The following is a 17,943-nucleotide window of genomic DNA, read 5'->3' on the forward strand; positions in this document are numbered from 1 at the left end:
ATGCCCAACCCCACCTCCCGCCCCCGCGCCTGGCTGCTCAAAAGCTGCCCCTTCTGCCTGAAGCTGCGCATCGCGCTCCATGAGATGGGCCTCGACGACCGCTTCGACTTCGTCCTGTTCGATCATGGCGACGACACCGAAGCCGATCTCCGCCGCCGCCGCTCCGCCGCGCGGACGAAGCTCGGCTATCGCGCCGCGTAGCCTTCGATCAGGCGGTGTGCCAGCACGCCGGCGGGCGTGTCGGACACGTTGCTCAGCACCACCACCGTCAGCTTCCAGTCGGGCAGATAGCCCAGATAGCTGCTATAGCCCTCGATCCGCCCTTCATGCTCGATCAGGCGGTGGCCCCGAAATGCGCCAACCTCCTGCCCCAGCCCGTAATCGCCGGGGCCTTTGCGCGTCATCGCCGCCAGCGATTCCGCCGACAGCACGCGCCCGCCATACAGCGCCCGCGCCCAGTCCAGCAGGTCGTGACTCGTCGAATATACGCCGCCCGCCGCCCATGGCACGCTGATCGAAATGCCGCGCGCGCGCACCAGCGCGCCGTCCCGCCAGCGATATCCCGCCGCGCGGTGCGGCAGGACCAGCGCATCGCTGTCCAGCCCGCTGTCGCCCAGCCCCAGCGGCGCGAACAGCCGGTCGTGCAGCAGCGCGCCATAGGCTCTGCCCGTCACCCGCTGCAAAAGCAGCCCCAGCACCTCGTAATTCGAATTGCTGTATTCGAAGCGGCTGCCCGGCGCGAAGTCGAGCGGTTGCCCGCGAAAGAAACCGACAATCTCGTTCGGCTCGCGCGCCGTCATCGCCCAGGCGTCGAAACCGTCCATCGTCGTGAAATTGGGAATGCCCGATGTGTGCGCCAGCAGGTCGCGCACGCTGACCTTCGCCCAGCCCGCGGGCGCATCGTCCAGATAGCGCGCGATCGGGGCGTCGAGATCGACCTTGCCGTCATCGACCAGCTTCAGCACCAGCGCCGCCGTGAACTGCTTGGTCAGCGACCCGAGCCGGAACCGCGTATCGACGCCATTGGCGATTCCCCATTCGCGGTTCGCCTCTCCGAATCCCCGATCGACCAGCACATCATCGCCCGCAGCGACGAGCACCACGCCCGAAAAGCCGTTCTGCTCCGCCGCCGCGCGCGCAATCGAAACCAGCCCGGGCGCCTCCGCCTGCGCACTGGCGGCGCTCGGCACGACCAGCATGAGCGGCAGCAGGACGGCCAGCAATCTCCGCATTCGCGGCTCTCCCGAGGATGAAACGCCAGCGTGTGTTATAATGATAATACGCCGCGCGCAATTCCTGCGATGCTCCCGAGCCACGGCCGGGCGACTATGCACCCGAGCGCGATGTCGCGCTGGCCCGCCACGCGCGCGAGGCCGGGGGCGGTCCCGAAACCGGTGCGCCGCTTCTGACGATTGCGAAGCCGGCGTCTCCGCCGACCGTTCAGGAAGCCGGAGGACCTGCGCGAGCAAGCAACCCTCCCGACGCGCGCGGGATCGGCCCCCACCCCGCCACTCGCCCCCTGCTTCGCTCGCCCCTGCGCCGCTCGCCCCGCCCGTTCCGCTTACCCATGTGCCGCAACACGCCCCCGAATGTGCCCTCGACGCGAAACCGCTGTCCTACACGACACCACGCGCGCTAGCATCGCCGCACGCTCTTTCTCACCGTCGCGCGCCCGATTTTCCGATGCGCAACAAGCCTGCGCCCACGCGGAACTTTCTTTCACAAACAGCGGGAAAAGTGTGAAGCTAAGCCCGCGCCGGGCTGGCATCGCACCGCGCCGCGCGATAGCGCTGGCCGCCCGTTCCAGCCACGAAAGCCGCCATGCCCTTCTTCCTTCTCAAAGCCGCGCTGTCCGGCATCATCATCGCCATCGTCTCGACGCTGGCAAAGCGCTATCCCGCGTTCGGCGCGCTCGTCGCCTCGCTGCCGCTCGTCTCGGTCCTCGGCATGATGTGGCTGTGGCGCGAGCGCCCCGACGCCGCCAACATGGCCGCGCATGCGGAGGCGACCTTCTGGTACGTCCTCCCCTCGCTGCCGATGTTCCTCGTCATCCCCGCGCTCATGCGCCACGGCATGCATTTCTGGCCCGCGCTCGGCCTGGGCTGCGCGCTGACGGTCATCCTCTACCTAGCCATGACCACGCTAGGCCCGCGCATCGGCATCCCGGTCTAGCCTGCATCAACAAAAGCGGCGCGAGCCCCATCGGACCTGCGCCGCTCTTGGTCAGGCGTTCTGCCCGATCGTTATTCGGCCGGCTCGACCTGCTTCGTCGATTCCGCCGACGCCATGCCCGGCTGGTCCGACTTGCCTCCCAGCTTCTCGCGAACGCCCTTTTCGATCCGGTCGCCCGCGTCCTTGTCGACATTGCGCCAATATTCGAACGCGCGCTGCAGCACCTTCTCGCTCACGCCCTGACACAAATGGCCGACGACGTTGTTGACAAAGCGGTCGCGCGCGGCGTCGTCCATCACTTCGCGGACCAGCTTGCCCGGCTGGCTCCAATCGTCATCATCCTCGCGCAGCGTATAGGCCTGGCGCACCATCTCGCCATCCGAATACCAGAGCCCGGCCTCGCCCTCATAAGGCTGCGCCGCAGGGCCGCCATAGCTGTTGGGCGCATAGACCGGGTCCTCGACCTTCTCGACGCGCATCGCGCCGTCCTTCGAATAGCTGTGGACGGGGCAGACCGGCTTGTTCACGGGGATCTGCTTGTAGTTGACGCCCAGCCGCGCGCGGTGCGCATCGGCATAGGAAAATCCGCGCGCGAGCAGCATCTTGTCAGGCGATAGACCGACGCCCGGCACCATGTTGTTCGGTTCGAAGGCAAGCTGCTCGATCTCGGTGTGGAAATCGGTCGGGTTCCTGGTCAGCGTGAACCGGCCGACCTCGATCAGCGGATAATCGTCGTGCGGCCACACCTTGGTCAGGTCGAACGGGTTGATGCGATACGTTTTCGCATCCTCGAACGGCATGATCTGCCAGTACAGCGTCCAGCTCGGATGATCGCCGCTGGCAATGGCGTTGAACAGGTCGCGGCGGTGATAGTCGCTGTCCGCGCCCGCCATCTTGTCGGCCTCTTCCTGAGTAAAGCACTCGATGCCCTGATCGGTCTTGAAGTGGAACTTCACCCAGAACATCTCGCCCTCGGCATTGACGAGGCTGTAGGTGTGGCTCGAATATCCGTTCATGTGGCGCCACGTCTTGGGGATGCCACGATCGCCCATCAGCCATGTGACCTGGTGCGCGCTTTCGGGGCTAAGCGTCCAGAAATCCCACTGCATGTCATGGTCGCGAAGGCCGTTGTCCTGCCGGCGCTTCTGGCTACGGATGAACTGCTGGAACTTGATCGGGTCGCGCACGAAGAAGACCGGCGTGTTGTTTCCGACCATGTCGAAATTGCCGTCCTCGGTATAGAATTTCAGGCTGAAGCCGCGCGGGTCACGCCACGTGTCGGGGCTGCCGCGCTCGCCAGCCACGGTCGAAAAGCGCGCCGCCATGTCGGTCTTCGCGCCCGGCTGGAACAGCTTTGCCTTGGTATATTTGGTGACGTCGTTCGTGACCTCGAAATGGCCGAAGGCGCCGCTGCCCTTGGCATGCGGCTGCCGCTCGGGAATCCGCTCGCGATTGAAGTTCGCCATCTGCTCGATCAGATAATGATCGTTGAGGACGATCGGCCCGTCTCGACCGACGGTCAGCGAATGTTCGTCACTCTGTACACGAATGCCGGCAGTGGTCGTGGTGGGGGGAACTGTCTTATCGGCCATGGCGAAACACCTCGGTTCGTTGGGAAAAAGGGGGCATCCCACCTACCAACGGCGCCGCGCGAAGTTCCGCGTCTCATCGATTTCCGCGACCGGCCGATACCGAAGCCGCGTTGGACAACTCCAGCGTCGGCTCAACGACCATGGCCGGACGGCGCGCGATCAGTCCTCGACCTGAAGCAATATTTCGCCCGCGAAGCGTTCATCCCCACGATCGAAAACCGGGCTAACCGCAAAGTCGCGGTCCATCGCCCGCAAATCGCCAAGTCCGTCGACCTTGAAGATGCCGACCTTTTCCTCGCGCGGAGGATTGCCGTCGCGCGTTACCGTAACCGCGGCGATGTGCAACTCGCCGTGGCGCATGAAGGCGGCGTGCGGGGCCAGCACCACCTCACCACGGTTATAGGTTGCCGCGACGCAACGCTTGCGCACGATCGCTTCGAAAAGAGTCGGGGCCGGGCCGCTGGGTGCGGTCATCGTCTCATTCGCATCTTCGCTTCTGTACATCGGTCGAAGATATGAACTTTGCTGCACCGCAGCAAGAGCCTTTCGCGCTACTGTTCGGTCTTTGCCTGTGCCACTTCGGTCGGCAGCAGCAGCGCCGAGACCGGATGGATCGCGCCGTTCGAAGCCAGCGTCTGACTACCCGTAAGCGTCGCCTTCGCACCATTGTCCGCGGTTACGACCAGCGCGCCGCCTTCTTTTGAAAAGGTCAGCTTGCCATCGGCCATTGTCGTCATTTCGACGGCGCCGTTGTTCGCGGCAATCGCGTTCTCGATATCCTGCGTGGTCAGAAACCCCGGCACGATATGCGCGGTCATCAGCGATGCATCCTGCGCCTTCATCGCATCGCTCTTCAGTTCCGAAATCCGGTCATCGCCCATCGCCTTGAACGCGGCATCGGTCGGCGCGAAGATCGTGTACGGACCGATACCGCCCAGCACATCCTCCAGCCCCGCGTTCCTGGCGAGATCGTTCACCGTGTCGAGGCCATCTGCGCTTCCCAGCTGATCGGCCAGCGTCCGGTCACTGGGCCGCTCGGCCGCCGTGCCGTTCGCCGCTGCATCATTGCCAGCACCGCTGCCACATCCGGCAAGCGTCAGCGCCATCAGCGGTACGGCAAGCGCGGCCATCGCTCGTTTCGAAAACACAGGCATTCCCCTTCCTACCCTTGTTCAATGGTCTGATTTTGCTGGGTGCCGATCAGGTCAGCAACTGGATCGCCGCCTGGACGATCCGCGTCGTCGGATCGACCTGATAGATATAGCCATCGCTATACCGGTACATCGATTGGGGCGTATCGCGATATTGCGACCGATACTGGTAGGGCACGTTGTAGACGCCGTATCCCGACGGCATTGGCTGACCGACATTCCAGTTGTCGCCCGTCAGCAGCGCAGCAACCTGTTCGATCATATTGTTCTGCGGATTGACACCGTACATCACCCCGTCGGCGTAACGATAGTCATAGGGCGTATCATAGCCGTAATACTGGCGGTAATAAGCCGGAACCTGCGTTCCAGAAAATCCACTCGGCCAGACGTTGCCGACCGACAGCGCACCGCCGAGCAGCGGGAGATAGGATGCGACCGTGTTCGTGCCGGGCCGCATGCGATAGAGATACCCGTTGTCATACCGGTAATTCGCGTCGCCACCGTCAAGCCGGCGCCACCAATTGCTGTAAAAGGGGCGCTCCGAAGCCAGCTTCTTTGCCTGACCCGGTGGCAGACAGCCATCTTGTTTCTTGGCAAGGCCCGGGGGGCAGCCATCGACAAATCGTTGGCGGACGCGCTCGATACGATAGATGGGGCCGTTATCGCGAACGATCGATGCACGGCGTTCGAAATGCCGACCCCGATCATTTACGGCGCCAGCGTCACGACGATCTTCGCGGCGCACCTTCTCCTGCTGCTTGTGCTGCCCCGGCACCAAGCGATCCTGAATCCGCGCGACAGGTTGCGGGCCGCCTCGGTCCTCGGCCATTTGCGGATGCGCCCTTACCGGCTGCGCCCTGGCGCGATCCTGCGGCCCGGGCTTTGCCCCATGCTCACGGACACGCTCGGGCGGGCCGCCGCGCTTACCCTCGTCCGCCGATTTACCGGCATGCTTTTCCGGCCCGTGCGCGGCATTGCCGTTCCCATGGTCGTTGGCGTGGCCCTTGCCATGGTCTTGAGCGATCGCCGGAGCGCCGACAGAAAACGCCAGCGCGGCGGTAGCGAGAAGAACGTTACGCATGAGAAACCTCCATATCGACCTTCACAACCGAAAAGGCCGAATGGAGGTTCCATCAAATCAGAATACCGCCCTGGGCTTGTCCTCACCCATCATCTGCTGACGAACCAGCGGAATCGGCGGCCCGCCATAGCTGAGGAACTTGTCGTGGAATGCCTTCCACGCCTTTCTGCCGCCATGCTGCGCGGTCCAGTCGGCGCGCAGCCGCCGGATCATCAGTTTGCCGAGCGTGTAGTTGAGATATGCCGGGTCATAGGTGCCCCGTGCCGCCTGCTGTTCGGCGTTGCCGGGATCGATATAGCATTGCTGCTCGAACATCTGCTGCGACTGCGCCTGCGTCATGCCGCCGGCGTGCAGACCGATTGCCGACAGGAAACGGCAATCGCGCAGCAGCGCGTTCGACAGTTCGCCGATATGCGTTTCGGGGTCGCCATTGTTCAGCCCCGCTTCCCACATCATCTCTTCGGTGTAATGCGCCCAGCCTTCGGCAAAGCCGTAACCCACGAACAGCCTGCCGAACATGAAATCGGACTGGTTCGAATGCAGAAACTGGACGAAATGTCCCGGCATCACCTCGTGGATCGTGGTAAAGAGCAGGTCATCCTTGCCCGGAATATAGGCGTTCTGCTTTTCCTTCGACCAGCTCGCGTCGGGCGGCGAGATGTAATAGACCGACGGAATATTCTTCTCATACGGCCCCGGCGGGTCGATATAGGCCGAATTCTGCCGGTTATACGGCGGCGATTCCTCGACCTTGGCCTCTTCGGTACCGGGAATGGACACTAGGTCCTTTTCCTCGACGAATTTGCGCAGTTCGGGAATCTGCCGGCGAGCCGCCTCGACGGGACCGCCTTCAGGCTTGTCGGCGCTCATCTTGGCGACGCATTGCTGGATCGTTGCACCGGGAGCGAACTTGTCGCACGCCGCCTTCATCGCGTCCTGGTTGCGCTTCAGGTCCGCCCGGCCGATCGCGGTGAGCTTGTCGAGCGAAATGTCGACCGCCTCGGTCGTCTTCAACATGCGCAGAAAACGCTCGCGCCCGAGCGCATAATCCTGCGTCGCATCGGACTGATGGTCCTCAAACCATTTCTGCAGGCCGCGCATCGCCTGCGACGCCGCCTCGGACGACTGCGCGAACTGCTTTTGCAGATTGGCGTCCTTCACATCGGCAAAGGCCGCACGCGCATCGTTGACATAATAGTCGGCGAGCCCACCGAACCCTGCGATGCCGTATTTGATGAAACTCGCGGGCAACGGCATCTGCAGATTGTCGCGGATATTCTTCGCGGCGCCCGGCACCGCATTGAAGAAATCGATCATCGCGCGCATCCGCGTTGCCGGATCGGCATAGTTGCGCGCGACATAGACATTGGGGTCCAGTCCACCACCGATATAATAGGCCGGATTGCGATGCGGCTGGTCCGCATCCTGCAGCCAGAACAGCTGCCCTTCGGCAACCTTGATGATATAGCTGCGCTCGAACTCCTGCCGTGGCGTCAGGTTCTGGAAGGTACGCGCCTTCTGGACCACCTGCTTCAGGAATTTCGACTTCCTGTCGAGCCCCGCCTGGCTCCAGTCGGGCAGCTTGCCGTCGAAATCGTGACGGCCCTGATAGACCGCGAAAGAGGGATCGAGTGCGAACCAGCCCTCGATCGTATTGTCGACGAAGCCCGGCCAGGTCGCATCGGCCTGGGCGGTCGCATTGTCCGAACCGGTGAGCGGATTATCCGATGAAGAACATGCCGCCGCGAGCAGACAGGCCCCCACAGCGGTCAACAACTTCAAACGCATCCGATCCTCCGTTCGCTCTCGCCGTTTCGGCTTTTGACAGATGACGTTACGGCGCGCCAGCCCGTGCGTGACCAAATCGGGTAAAAGCCGCTCTGCCCGGCGATCGGTCACGCCATAGTCCAACATCGGGTCTAAAGCGCTGCCATCAGGGCTGAAAGCCATTCGCACGTTGCCGAATCCCGTACCTCCGGCCTACAGCACCCGACATGGCGGCCCATCCCTTTACCATTCCCAATTTCCGCGCCTATTTCCTGGCGAGGCTCGCGACCACGCTGGCACAGATGGCGATGGTGATCGTCATCGGCTGGCAGGTCTATGACCTCGCGCGCGAAATGATGAGCGTGAAGGCCGCGTCATTCCAGCTCGGCCTGATCGGTGTCGCCCAGTTTTTGCCGTTGCTCGCGCTGACCCTGTTCGCGGGCTGGGTCGCGGACCGGATAGACCGGCGCTGGATCGCCCGCGCATCGGTCGCGCTTGAGGCAGCGTGCGCCTTCACGCTCGCCTGGACGACCTATAACGGCACCGTCACGCTGGGCATCCTGTTCACGGTCGCGGCGCTGTTGGGCGTCGCACGCGCCTTCGCGAGCCCTGCCTTGCAGGCGCTTTCGCCCAATCTGGTTCCTTCCGACGTGCTGCCGACGGCCATCGCGATCAGTTCGATTGCATGGCAGACCGGGTCGGTGATCGGCCCGGCAATGGGCGGCTATCTTTATGCGGCGGCGCAGTGGCTGCCCTATGCCGTGTCCGCCGGATTGTTCACCTTCGCCTTCATCATGCTGCTGCTCATCACACCAGTACGCCGGTCGCAGATCGCACGGCGCAACCCCTGGGCGCAGATGATCGATGGCCTTGCCTATGTCCGGCGCAACAAGCTCGTCCTGGGCGCGATTTCGCTCGATCTGTTCGCGGTGCTGCTCGGCGGCGCTACCGCGATGCTGCCCGTCTATGCGCGCGACATCCTCCATATCGGTGCCGACGGCCTCGGCCATCTGCGCGCTGCACCGGCGCTCGGCGCGGTGACGACGGCGCTGATTTTCGCCTGGAAGCCGCTCAGGACCAATGTCGGTGTCAAGATGCTGCTGGGCGTCGCCACCTTCGGGGTCGCCACGGTGGTGTTCGGCCTCTCCGCAATCCTGACGACGCCCATTTTCGGTGCGGCCGCGACGGGAAGCGATTTCGCGCCGGCCGCGATCGTGTCGCTCGCCGCGCTATTCGTCCTTGGCGCAGCGGACATGGTGTCGGTCTATGTCCGCCAGACGCTCATTCAGCTTTACACCCCCGACGACATGCGCGGCCGCGTCGGCGCGGTTTCCACGCTTTTCATCTCCGGATCGAACGAAATGGGTGAAGCGGAGTCGGGCTTCCTCGCGGCGCTGATCGGCCCGGTGGCGGCGGTTGTCGCAGGCGGCGTCGGGGCCATATTGGTCACTGCGGCCTGGGCGCGGCTGTTCCCGCAGCTTCGCCACGCCCGAACATTCGATCCGCCCGAGACACTGGAATTCACCGAACCCGAGGAGAAGGCAGCATGAAGGCCAACACCATATTGGAAACGATCGGCAATACCCCGCACATCCGCGTCCAGCGGCTGTTCGGCGATGCCGAGGTGTGGATCAAGTCCGAGCGTTCGAACCCCGGCGGATCGATCAAGGACCGCATCGCGCTCGCCATGATCGAGGATGCGGAAAAGTCGGGCAAGCTGAAGCCCGGCGGCACCATCATCGAGCCGACCAGCGGCAATACCGGCGTCGGCCTCGCGATGGTCGCCGCGGTCAAGGGATATAAGCTGATCCTCGTCATGCCTGAAAGCATGTCGATCGAGCGCCGCCGCCTGATGCTCGCCTATGGGGCCAGTTTCGACCTCACGCCGCGCGAAAAAGGCATGAAGGGTGCGATCGAGCGGGCGCAGGAGCTTGTCGACCAGACCGAAGGCGCCTGGATGCCGCAGCAGTTCGACAATCCCGCCAATGTCGATGTGCATGTCCGCACCACCGCGCAGGAAATCCTGAACGATTTCCGCGACAACCCGATCGACGTCATCATCACCGGCGTCGGCACCGGCGGCCATATCACCGGCGTTGCCGAAACGCTGAAAAAGGAATGGCCCGACCTGAAGGTCTATGCGGTCGAGCCCGAACAATCGCCCGTCATTTCGGGCGGTCAGCCGGGTCCGCACCCCATTCAGGGCATCGGCGCAGGCTTCATCCCGTCGAACCTGCATACCCAGGCGATCGACGGCGCGATCAAGGTCGAAGCCGAAGTCGCCAAGGACATGGCGCGCCGCGCCGCGCGCGAGGAGGGCATGTTGGTGGGCCTCAGCTCGGGCGCGACGCTTGCCGCGATCCTGCACAAGCTGCCCGACCTGCCCGAGGGCAGCCGCGTCCTCGGCTTCAATTACGACACGGGCGAGCGCTATCTCTCCGTGCCCGATTTCCTGCCCGAAGAAAGCTGATTTGCCATATCGGGCAAAATAACGTTACGGTCCCTCCGGAAATCGGCAAGGCTTTCCCGGGGGGACCATGCGAAATGCGGTTTTGTGCATCGGCGCGATGCTTGCGATGCTGTTGTTCTGGCCGACGCTTTTCGGCGGCGGCAGCAGCAGCCCGGCAAGGGCCGCACCGGTCTCTTCCGAACTTGCGGGCCTGAGCGATGACGATGCCAACCGCGTCCGGATGAACGTCCCGCCCGCGCTTCACAGCAACCCGAGCTGCACGCATCGCTATGCGACGCAAATCGTCGATTGCCACAAGGGCCGCCGCTGCGTCGCGGCAGTAAAGACACGTCGCGACCTGTGCGAAGCGACGGGCTCCTGGCAGGATTGAGCAGGCCAAGCCAGCTACGTTTTACGCGCCCGCGAAATGGGATATGCGGTGGCGGAGCACTGAAAGGCGAAGCGCATGCCCCGACGACATATTGCAGTTCGCCCGATTGCTGAAATCGCGGTCTGAAACGATCTTCGCGTAATGCGCTCCGCTGATCCAGGCTCTTCGCGACGACTGCAATCTCTGCTGCTGTCCATCGCCTTGACCGCGATAGCGGCGCCGGCGCTGATCGTGGCGAACGTCCACACGCCAGCCCCCCACGCCGGGCAGGCCGCCGCACCCGAACAAGCATCGGCCGCGCCGCTATCGACCCCGCCGCCGGTCGAGCCGTTTCGTATCCGCGATCTCGATCCCGATCAGGCCCGCGAATACAACGCCTCCATTCCGTTCGTCAGCGGCGCATTGCAAACCGCCCGCGCCTTCAACTGGTCGAGCGGAAGCGAAGACCGTGAACGCGCGCTCGACTGCCTGGCGACCGCTGTACTGTATGAGGCAGGCGACGACACCACCGGAGAAAAGGCGGTGGCGCAGGTTGTCCTCAACCGGGTACGCCATCCTGCCTTTCCCGACACGGTTTGCGGCGTCGTATTTCAGGGCGCCGAACGCAATTCCGGGTGCCAGTTCACCTTTACCTGCGACGGATCGCTTGCGCGCACCTATTCATCGCCGGCATGGGACCGCGCCCGCACCGTTGCACGACTGGCGCTGCAAGGAAGCGTGGACAAGGCCGTCGGCAATGCTACCCATTACCATACCGACTGGGTCGTTCCCTATTGGAGCGCCCATCTAGACAAGATCGCACGGGTCGAAACGCATCTGTTCTTCCGTTGGTCCGGCTGGTGGGGCACGCCTGCCGCCTTCAAGGCCAGCTATCGCGGCGGAGAACCGCGCATCGAGAAACTTGCGGGACTGTTCGACGCGCATAAGAGCGCCGAGGAACTGGCCAAAGCCAGTGTCGGCACGATCGACGCAGCGACCATCGCCGGATCGGCCCTACCCCAGCCACTCGACAGCAATCCCGACACATTTCTCGTTACGATAGACCCGGCGCTCGATCCGGCTACCCTTCCGGCGCTCGCCCGTCGCGCCTGCGGCGACCGCAGCTACTGCAAGTTCATGAGCTGGGCCGGCAACGCCCCATCGAAACTGCCCTTATCCGCGAACGATATTCGGACGATGGCGTTCAGCTATCTCCGCAACCGTGCCGGTAATTTCGACAAAGCGCTGTGGAACTGCGACCTATTCCAGCGTTCGGATGCCAGCCAGTGCATGCGCCGATCTGCGCCCATGCCGGAAAATGATTTCGCGCTCGAAAATCTGCCGGGTACGCGATCGGTCTCCGTACCCGGCCCGTTGAAGGGCGTTCGGCGCAAGACGGGCAGACTGATGCCCGTCCCGGCCGACAACGCCAGCGGCGATTAGGCCGCCTGAAACATCGCGGGATCGAGCGCCATCAGGCTTTCGCTCCCGCCCTCGATCTTGCGGCGCAGCGCGCCGGCATCGGGCATGATCCGTTCGGCAAAGAATCGCGCGGTAACGAGTTTGGCCTCGAGGAAGTCCTTGTCGCCCTCGCCCGCTGCCAGGGCGTCGGCCGCTGCCTTCGCCATGCGCAGCCACATCAGCCCGGTAGCGACGATGCCCAGCAGGTGCATATAGCTGTGCGCACCCGCACCGACCTGATTTGGATTCTGCATACCGTTCTGCATGAACCACATCGTCGCCGTCTGTAGCTGACCAAGCGCCTTTTCGAGCGCGGCGGCGAAGTCGGCAATCTTCTCGTCATCCTTGGCGGCAGTGGTTTCTTCGGTCACCACCTTGAAGAAAGCCTGGATCGCGCGGCCACCATTCTGGGCGAGCTTGCGGCCGACCAGATCCATCGCCTGCACCCCGTTGGTGCCTTCGTAGATCATCGCGATCCGCGCATCGCGAACATATTGCTCCATGCCCCATTCGGCGATGTAGCCGTGCCCGCCATAAACCTGCTGCGAATCCGTCGCGATGCGGTAGCCCATGTCGGTGCCATAGCCCTTGATGACCGGGGTCAGCAGACCGATCAGGTCGCCGGCAAGCTGGCGAGCTTCCTCGTCCTCGGCGGCGTGTTCCAGATCGACCTGCAATGCGCCCCACAGGCACAGTGCGCGCAGCCCCTCGGTCAGTGCCTTGCCTTCCATCAGCATGCGCCGGACATCGGGATGAACGAACAGCGTGTCGGCCTTTTCCTCCGGCTCCTTGGGACCGGTCAGCGCCCTGCCCTGCCGCCGGTCTCCAGCATATTGCACCGCGTTCTGATAGGCCGTTTCCGCGACGCCAAGTCCCTGCAAGCCGACGCCAAGGCGGGCAGCGTTCATCATGATGAACATCGCGGCGAGGCCCTTCATTTCCTCGCCGACCAGATAACCGGTCGCGCCGTCGTAATTCATGACGCACGTCGAATTGCCGTGGATACCCATCTTGTGCTCGATCGAGCCGCAGGTGACCGCGTTGCGATCCCCGAGCGAGCCGTCGTCGTTCACCATGAACTTGGGCACGATGAAGAGCGAAATGCCCTTCGAACTGTCGGGCGCACCCGGCGTCTTCGCCAGCACGAGGTGGATGATATTGTCGGTCAGGTCGTGCTCGCCCGACGAAATGAAGATTTTCGTGCCGGTGATGCTGTAGCTGCCATCGGCCTGCGGCTCCGCCTTGGTGCGGATCAGGCCGAGGTCGGTGCCGCACTGCGGCTCGGTCAGGTTCATGGTGCCGCCCCATTCGCCCGACACCATCCTGGGCACATATTTCTCTTTTTGCTCCTGAGACCCCTTGGCGAGGATCGCCGCGATCGCGCCGTGCGTCAGCCCCGGATACATGGCGAACGCCATGTTCGAGGAAATCATATATTCCTGGAACGCCGTCGCCACGACATGCGGCATTGCCTGGCCGCCGAATTCTTCCGGCGCCGACAGCGTCGCCCAGCCGCTTTCGACAAATTGCTTGTACGCGCCCTTGAAGCCTTCGGGCGTCGTCACGCTGCCATCGTCATGGCGGGTGCACCCCTCGCTGTCGCCCACCTGATTGAGCGGGAACAGCACCTCGGCAACGAACTTGCCACCTTCTTCGAGCACCGCATTGACGACGTCGGGCGTCGCATTGGCGAAGCCGGGCAGGTTTGCATAGCGATCGAGCCCGATGACGGAATCGAGGATGAAACGGGTATCGCGTACAGGCGGCGTATATTGCGGCATGGGTCGTCCTATCGGTCGTTGGTCGCGTGGGTGTTCTCGAGCATGGCCACGAAATCTTCGAGTTCGTTGATCGCGGCGTCGATGTCCTTGCGCTGGTTCTGGAGAAGAACGATCCGCTCGCGGCAACGCTGCATCGTTACCTCGCGCTGGACCTTGCGCCCGTCCCCGACATCATAAAGGTCGATCATCTCGCGAATCTCGGCGAGGCTGAAACCGACACGCTTGCCGCGCAGGATCCAGGCGAGCCGGGCACGGTCGCTATGCGAATAGATGCGCGCTGTCCCGCGGCGTTCGGGGCCAATCAGCCCCTCATCCTCATAGAAGCGCAGTGCGCGCGGGGTGACTTCGAATTCCGCACAGAGATCCGAAATCGTGAAACTGTCACGATCCGTCCGCGGTGCGATCGGAGCGAAGCCAACGGGGTTCGTGGAACCAGCAGCCATGGGCCATCCAATAGCTTACCTTTACGTCAACGTCAATCAGTCAAACATGGCCGTCAGTCGTCCGCGCCGGTCTCGCAAAGCAACCGCCCCCGCGCATCGCGCAGAGCGGAGGCTTCCGATTTTGACCCGCTCAGCCTTCCTACCTCCAGCCCAGCGAGCGACGCACGCCCCCGGCATAGCGAAGCGCACCCGTCGGGCAGCGCGCCGGGGAACCGCACATGCTGCCCGTCGAACCGCGCCTCGAACTTGCATCCGTTCGCGAAAGCAAGATGCAGCGCTTCGCCGTCGCGCTGGGCCGTGCCCGAACCGCTGCACGTCAGCGCTTCGCCGTAATCGACGAACACGCCGACCCGGTATTCACGCTTTGCAGGGAGGACGCACAGGCGGTTGGTGTCGCGTGCGTACAAACCGACGGGGTCGGTGTCGCCGGGATCACGAATGACGCCGCGTTCTATCGCCGCGCTCTCGAGATCGCTGGATCGGGACGAATGCTTGCCGCCCGATTGCGCATCGCCCGAGCAACCGGCCAGCGCGAACAGCACCAGCAGCCCGGCACGTCTCATCGCACGCGCACCAGCTCACCATTCTCGATGCGGCGGTAGAAACAGCTCCTTGCGCCGGTATGGCACGCCGGCCCTGCGGGTTCGCAGCGCAACCACAGCGCATCCTGATCGCAGTCGATCCGCGCCTCGACGACGCGCAGAACATTCCCCGAGCTTTCGCCCTTTTTCCAAAGCTTTTGGCGGCTACGCGACCAGAAATGCGCCTCGCCGCTGTCCAGCGTCCGGGCGAGCGCCACGTCGTTCATATGTGCAAGCATCAGCACTTCGCCCGTCCCGGCGTCGGTCACGACAGCGGTCAAAAGGCCGTTGGCATCGAATTTCGGATCGATCGTGTTTCCGGTTTCGCGGTCAGTCATACCCGCAATCTACGCGACGCTACGCAATGGTGGAAGCGCCTCAGTGCGACCGAATTGCGTCGATCAGCTCGTCCTTGGTCATCTGGGACCGCCCCTCGATGCCAATCTCCTGCGCTTCCTCGTACAGTTCGTCCTTGGTGCGATCCTCGAGCTCGGTTCCCTTGTGATCGAGGCTGCCATTGGATTTCGCATTGGCGATCCGCGCCGCCTTTTCCTTCGATTCGCCCTGTTCGCGCAGATCCTCGTACAATTTGTCGTTCTTGATCTGGTTTCCGTGGTCCTTCGCCATCGCAAATCTCCTTTCCACTTCCAAAAACGCGTGGATAAACCGTGGGTTCAGCGAAACATGACAAAAGGGCGACAAACCGTCCGCGCTTCCCTATATGGCGGGCAGGCACACGAACCCCGTGGGATCGCATGTTCAGTACCAATCCTTTCGACGACGACAAGCTACGCGAAGAGTGTGGCGTTTTCGGTGTTGCAGGCGCAGACGACGCGGCAGCGCTCGCCGCACTCGGCCTCCACGCGCTCCAGCATCGCGGGCAGGAAGCCGCCGGCATCTGCAGCTTCGACGGCACCCAGTTCCACACCCACCGCGCGATGGGGCATGTCGCGGGCAATTTCGACCGCGACGACGTGATCCGCGCGCTGCCCGGCAGCGTCGCCGTCGGCCACGTCCGCTACTCGACGACCGGCGAGACTGCGCTGCGCAATGTCCAGCCGCTCTATGCCGACCTCGCCAGCGGCGGATTTTCGGTCGCGCATAACGGCAATCTCTCGAACGCGATGCGCCTGCGTCGCGATCTCGTGCGGGCCGGTTCGATCTTCCAATCGACCTCGGACACCGAAACGATCATCCACCTCGTCGCGACATCGAGCTACCGGACACTGCTCGACAAGTTCATCGACGCGTTGAAGCAGGTCGAAGGCGCCTATTCGCTGATCTGCATGACGCCCGAGGGCCTGATCGCCTGCCGCGACCCGCTCGGCATCCGCCCGCTGGTGATGGGCCGGCTCGGCGACGCGGTGATCTTCGCATCGGAATCGGTGGCGCTCGACGTGGTCGGTGCGACCTATGAACGCGAAGTCGATCCGGGCGAGCTCGTCATCGTCCAGGGCGGCGAAGTCCGCTCGATCCGCCCCTTCGCGCCACAGGCCGCGCGGCCGTGCATCTTCGAATGGGTCTATTTCTCGCGCCCCGATTCGATCGCCGACGATCGCTCGATCTATTCGGTGCGAAAGGCGATCGGCGCGCAGCTCGCGATAGAGGACCCGGTCGATGCCGACCTCGTCATCCCGGTTCCCGATTCGGGCACCCCCGCCGCGATCGGCTATGCCCAGCAATCGGGTATTCCGTTCGAACTCGGCATCATCCGTTCGCATTATGTCGGGCGCACCTTCATCCAGCCGCGCGACGAGGTCCGCCACTTGGGCGTCAAGCTGAAGCACAACGCCAACACCGCGCTTATCAAGGGCAAGCGCGTCGTACTGATCGACGATTCGATCGTGCGCGGCACCACCAGCCTGAAGATCGTGCAGATGATGCGCGATGCCGGCGCGGCCGAGGTGCATATGCGCATTGCCAGCCCGCCGACGCGGCATAGCTGCTATTACGGCGTCGACACGCCCGAACGCGCCAAGCTGCTTGCGGCGAAGCACGATACGAAGGGCATGCGCGACTATATCAAGGCCGACAGCCTCGCCTTCATCTCGATCGACGGGCTCTACAAGGCGCTGGGCGAGGAAGGCCGCGCGAAAATCCGCCCCAAATATTGCGATGCGTGCTTTACCGGCGACTATCCGACGACGCTGACCGACCAGGACGATGTCGCCGCGGTCGATCAGTTCGCAATGCTTGAAGAGCGAGTGAGCTGACGGGCGCGCCCGCCGCCCCCTTGATCCGACGCCGCTTCCCCGCCATTCGGCATACCGAGCGATAAACGGCGCCGCAGCTGTCGGCGCGCGATGGAGACCGATGTGACCGACAAGCCGCTAGCCGACCGCCTCGCCCTCGTTACCGGAGCAAGCCGCGGCATCGGCGCTGCGACTGCAAAGGCGCTGGCGGCGGCGGGCGCGCATGTCGTCCTCACCGCGCGGACCGTGGGCGGCCTCGAAGAGGTCGAGGATGCGATCCATCAGATCGGCGGGTCGGCCACGATCGCGCCGCTCGACCTGACCGAAACCGACAGCGTGGCGCGCCTTGGCGCGGCGATCGCCGACCGCTGGAAAGCGCTCGACATACTGGTGCTCAATGCCGCAGCGCTGGGCTCGCTCGGCACGGTTTCATCGTTCGACCCCAAGGAATTTTCGCGCGTAATGACGCTGAATGTCAGCGCGCAGGCAGCGCTGATCGGTTCGTTCGACCAGATGCTGCGAAATTCGAAACATGGCCGCGTGATCGGCCTGACAACCACGCCCGCTCGTGAACCGCGCGCCTATTGGGGCATGTACGGCTCGTCCAAGGCGGCGTTCGAAAATCTCGTCCTGTCCTACGGCGCCGAGGTTCAGCATATCAGCGCGGTACGCACCGCGCTGCTCAACCCCGGCGCGACGCGCACCGAAATGCGCAAGCGCGCCTATCCGGGCGAAGACCCTGCGACCGTGAAACCGCCCGAAGACGTTGCGACGCGTATCGTCGCAATGCTGACCGAAGACTTCGAAACCGGGCATTACGAAAAGCTCGACTGATCTTCGACCGTTATCCCGGCGAAAACCGGGATCGCTCGCCAATTTCCAACCGGTGCCAGCTATCGCTGG

At 63.6% G+C, this 17,943-nt stretch carries 19 protein-coding genes; 8 read left to right on the forward strand and 11 right to left on the reverse strand.

Features of this window, described 5'->3' with window-relative positions; genetic code table 11:
• Entirely contained in the window at positions 1–201 is a 201-nt protein-coding gene (locus J7S20_RS04690) for a glutathione S-transferase N-terminal domain-containing protein (protein ID WP_284053060.1), read from the forward strand.
• Here J7S20_RS04690 and J7S20_RS04695 read toward each other — a convergent pair.
• Positions 186–1,232: a serine hydrolase domain-containing protein gene (locus tag J7S20_RS04695; protein WP_284053061.1), complete on the reverse strand. Its 1,047-nt coding sequence runs from the start codon at positions 1,230–1,232 to the stop codon at positions 186–188. The genes J7S20_RS04690 and J7S20_RS04695 overlap by 16 nt on opposite strands.
• Positions 1,233–1,821: 589 nt before the next feature.
• Here J7S20_RS04695 and J7S20_RS04700 point away from each other — a divergent pair.
• A complete protein-coding gene (locus J7S20_RS04700) occupies positions 1,822–2,172 on the forward strand; it encodes a DUF3147 family protein (RefSeq protein WP_284053062.1) in 351 nt (116 codons plus the stop codon).
• Positions 2,173–2,243: 71 nt separating this feature from the next.
• Here the strand turns inward: J7S20_RS04700 and J7S20_RS04705 are convergent, their stop codons facing one another.
• The 5 genes from J7S20_RS04705 to J7S20_RS04725 all read right to left on the reverse strand — a co-directional run bounded on the left by J7S20_RS04705 (position 2,244) and on the right by J7S20_RS04725 (position 7,784).
• Positions 2,244–3,764 (reverse strand): catalase, encoded by a 1,521-nt coding sequence (locus J7S20_RS04705; protein WP_284053063.1) that lies wholly within the window; start codon positions 3,762–3,764, stop codon positions 2,244–2,246.
• 159 nt (positions 3,765–3,923) lie between these two features.
• Positions 3,924–4,268: a hypothetical protein gene (locus tag J7S20_RS04710; protein WP_284053064.1), complete on the reverse strand. Its 345-nt coding sequence runs from the start codon at positions 4,266–4,268 to the stop codon at positions 3,924–3,926.
• Between the two features lie 47 nt (positions 4,269–4,315).
• Positions 4,316–4,912, reverse strand: a complete 597-nt coding sequence (locus J7S20_RS04715) for a fasciclin domain-containing protein (RefSeq protein ID WP_284053065.1) — start codon at positions 4,910–4,912, stop codon at positions 4,316–4,318.
• A 52-nt stretch (positions 4,913–4,964) separates the two neighbouring features.
• Positions 4,965–5,996: a hypothetical protein gene (locus J7S20_RS04720; protein WP_284053066.1), complete on the reverse strand. Its 1,032-nt coding sequence runs from the start codon at positions 5,994–5,996 to the stop codon at positions 4,965–4,967.
• A 57-nt stretch (positions 5,997–6,053) separates the two neighbouring features.
• Positions 6,054–7,784, reverse strand: a complete 1,731-nt coding sequence (locus tag J7S20_RS04725) for a DUF885 domain-containing protein (RefSeq protein ID WP_284053067.1) — start codon at positions 7,782–7,784, stop codon at positions 6,054–6,056.
• A gap of 206 nt (positions 7,785–7,990) precedes the next feature.
• On the opposite strand from J7S20_RS04725, the gene J7S20_RS04730 reads away from it, so the two are divergent.
• The 4 genes from J7S20_RS04730 to J7S20_RS04745 all read left to right on the forward strand — a co-directional run bounded on the left by J7S20_RS04730 (position 7,991) and on the right by J7S20_RS04745 (position 12,025).
• Positions 7,991–9,313: an MFS transporter gene (locus J7S20_RS04730; protein ID WP_284053068.1), complete on the forward strand. Its 1,323-nt coding sequence runs from the start codon at positions 7,991–7,993 to the stop codon at positions 9,311–9,313.
• Entirely contained in the window at positions 9,310–10,233 is a 924-nt protein-coding gene (cysK, locus tag J7S20_RS04735) for a cysteine synthase A (protein WP_284053069.1), read from the forward strand. Before J7S20_RS04730 ends, cysK begins: the two co-directional genes overlap by 4 nt.
• 67 nt (positions 10,234–10,300) lie before the next feature.
• Positions 10,301–10,603, forward strand: coding sequence for a hypothetical protein (locus J7S20_RS04740; protein ID WP_284053070.1), 303 nt, complete (start codon positions 10,301–10,303; stop codon positions 10,601–10,603).
• 201 nt (positions 10,604–10,804) lie between these two features.
• Positions 10,805–12,025 carry a cell wall hydrolase gene (locus J7S20_RS04745; RefSeq protein WP_284053071.1) on the forward strand — a complete coding sequence of 407 codons (1,221 nt, stop codon included), beginning with the start codon at positions 10,805–10,807 and terminating at the stop codon, positions 12,023–12,025.
• Here the strand turns inward: J7S20_RS04745 and J7S20_RS04750 are convergent.
• The 5 genes from J7S20_RS04750 to J7S20_RS04770 are packed head-to-tail and all read right to left on the reverse strand — an operon-like array spanning position 12,022 to position 15,475.
• Positions 12,022–13,824 carry an acyl-CoA dehydrogenase C-terminal domain-containing protein gene (locus tag J7S20_RS04750; protein ID WP_284053072.1) on the reverse strand — a complete coding sequence of 601 codons (1,803 nt, stop codon included), beginning with the start codon at positions 13,822–13,824 and terminating at the stop codon, positions 12,022–12,024. The genes J7S20_RS04745 and J7S20_RS04750 overlap by 4 nt on opposite strands.
• Before the next feature lie 8 nt (positions 13,825–13,832).
• Complete coding sequence (locus tag J7S20_RS04755; protein ID WP_284053073.1) at positions 13,833–14,267, reverse strand: MerR family transcriptional regulator; 435 nt, start codon at positions 14,265–14,267, stop codon at positions 13,833–13,835.
• Positions 14,268–14,320: 53 nt separating this feature from the next.
• Positions 14,321–14,830 (reverse strand): hypothetical protein, encoded by a 510-nt coding sequence (locus tag J7S20_RS04760; protein ID WP_284053074.1) that lies wholly within the window; start codon positions 14,828–14,830, stop codon positions 14,321–14,323.
• Positions 14,827–15,186 carry a phosphoribosyl-AMP cyclohydrolase gene (gene hisI, locus J7S20_RS04765; protein WP_284053075.1) on the reverse strand — a complete coding sequence of 120 codons (360 nt, stop codon included), beginning with the start codon at positions 15,184–15,186 and terminating at the stop codon, positions 14,827–14,829. The genes J7S20_RS04760 and hisI overlap by 4 nt, the downstream gene beginning before the upstream one ends.
• Before the next feature lie 40 nt (positions 15,187–15,226).
• A complete protein-coding gene (locus tag J7S20_RS04770; protein ID WP_284053076.1) occupies positions 15,227–15,475 on the reverse strand; it encodes a DUF7218 family protein in 249 nt (82 codons plus the stop codon).
• 128 nt (positions 15,476–15,603) lie between these two features.
• Between J7S20_RS04770 and purF the strand changes: the two genes are divergently transcribed.
• Together purF and J7S20_RS04780 are read left to right on the forward strand one after the other, a co-directional pair.
• Entirely contained in the window at positions 15,604–17,061 is a 1,458-nt protein-coding gene (purF, locus tag J7S20_RS04775; protein WP_284053077.1) for an amidophosphoribosyltransferase, read from the forward strand.
• A 102-nt stretch (positions 17,062–17,163) separates the two neighbouring features.
• Positions 17,164–17,874 (forward strand): SDR family NAD(P)-dependent oxidoreductase, encoded by a 711-nt coding sequence (locus J7S20_RS04780; protein WP_284053078.1) that lies wholly within the window; start codon positions 17,164–17,166, stop codon positions 17,872–17,874.
• Positions 17,875–17,943: the final 69 nt, after the last annotated feature.

This window comes from Stakelama marina (assembly GCF_018122655.1).
Classification (GTDB): domain Bacteria; phylum Pseudomonadota; class Alphaproteobacteria; order Sphingomonadales; family Sphingomonadaceae; genus Sphingomonas; species Sphingomonas marina.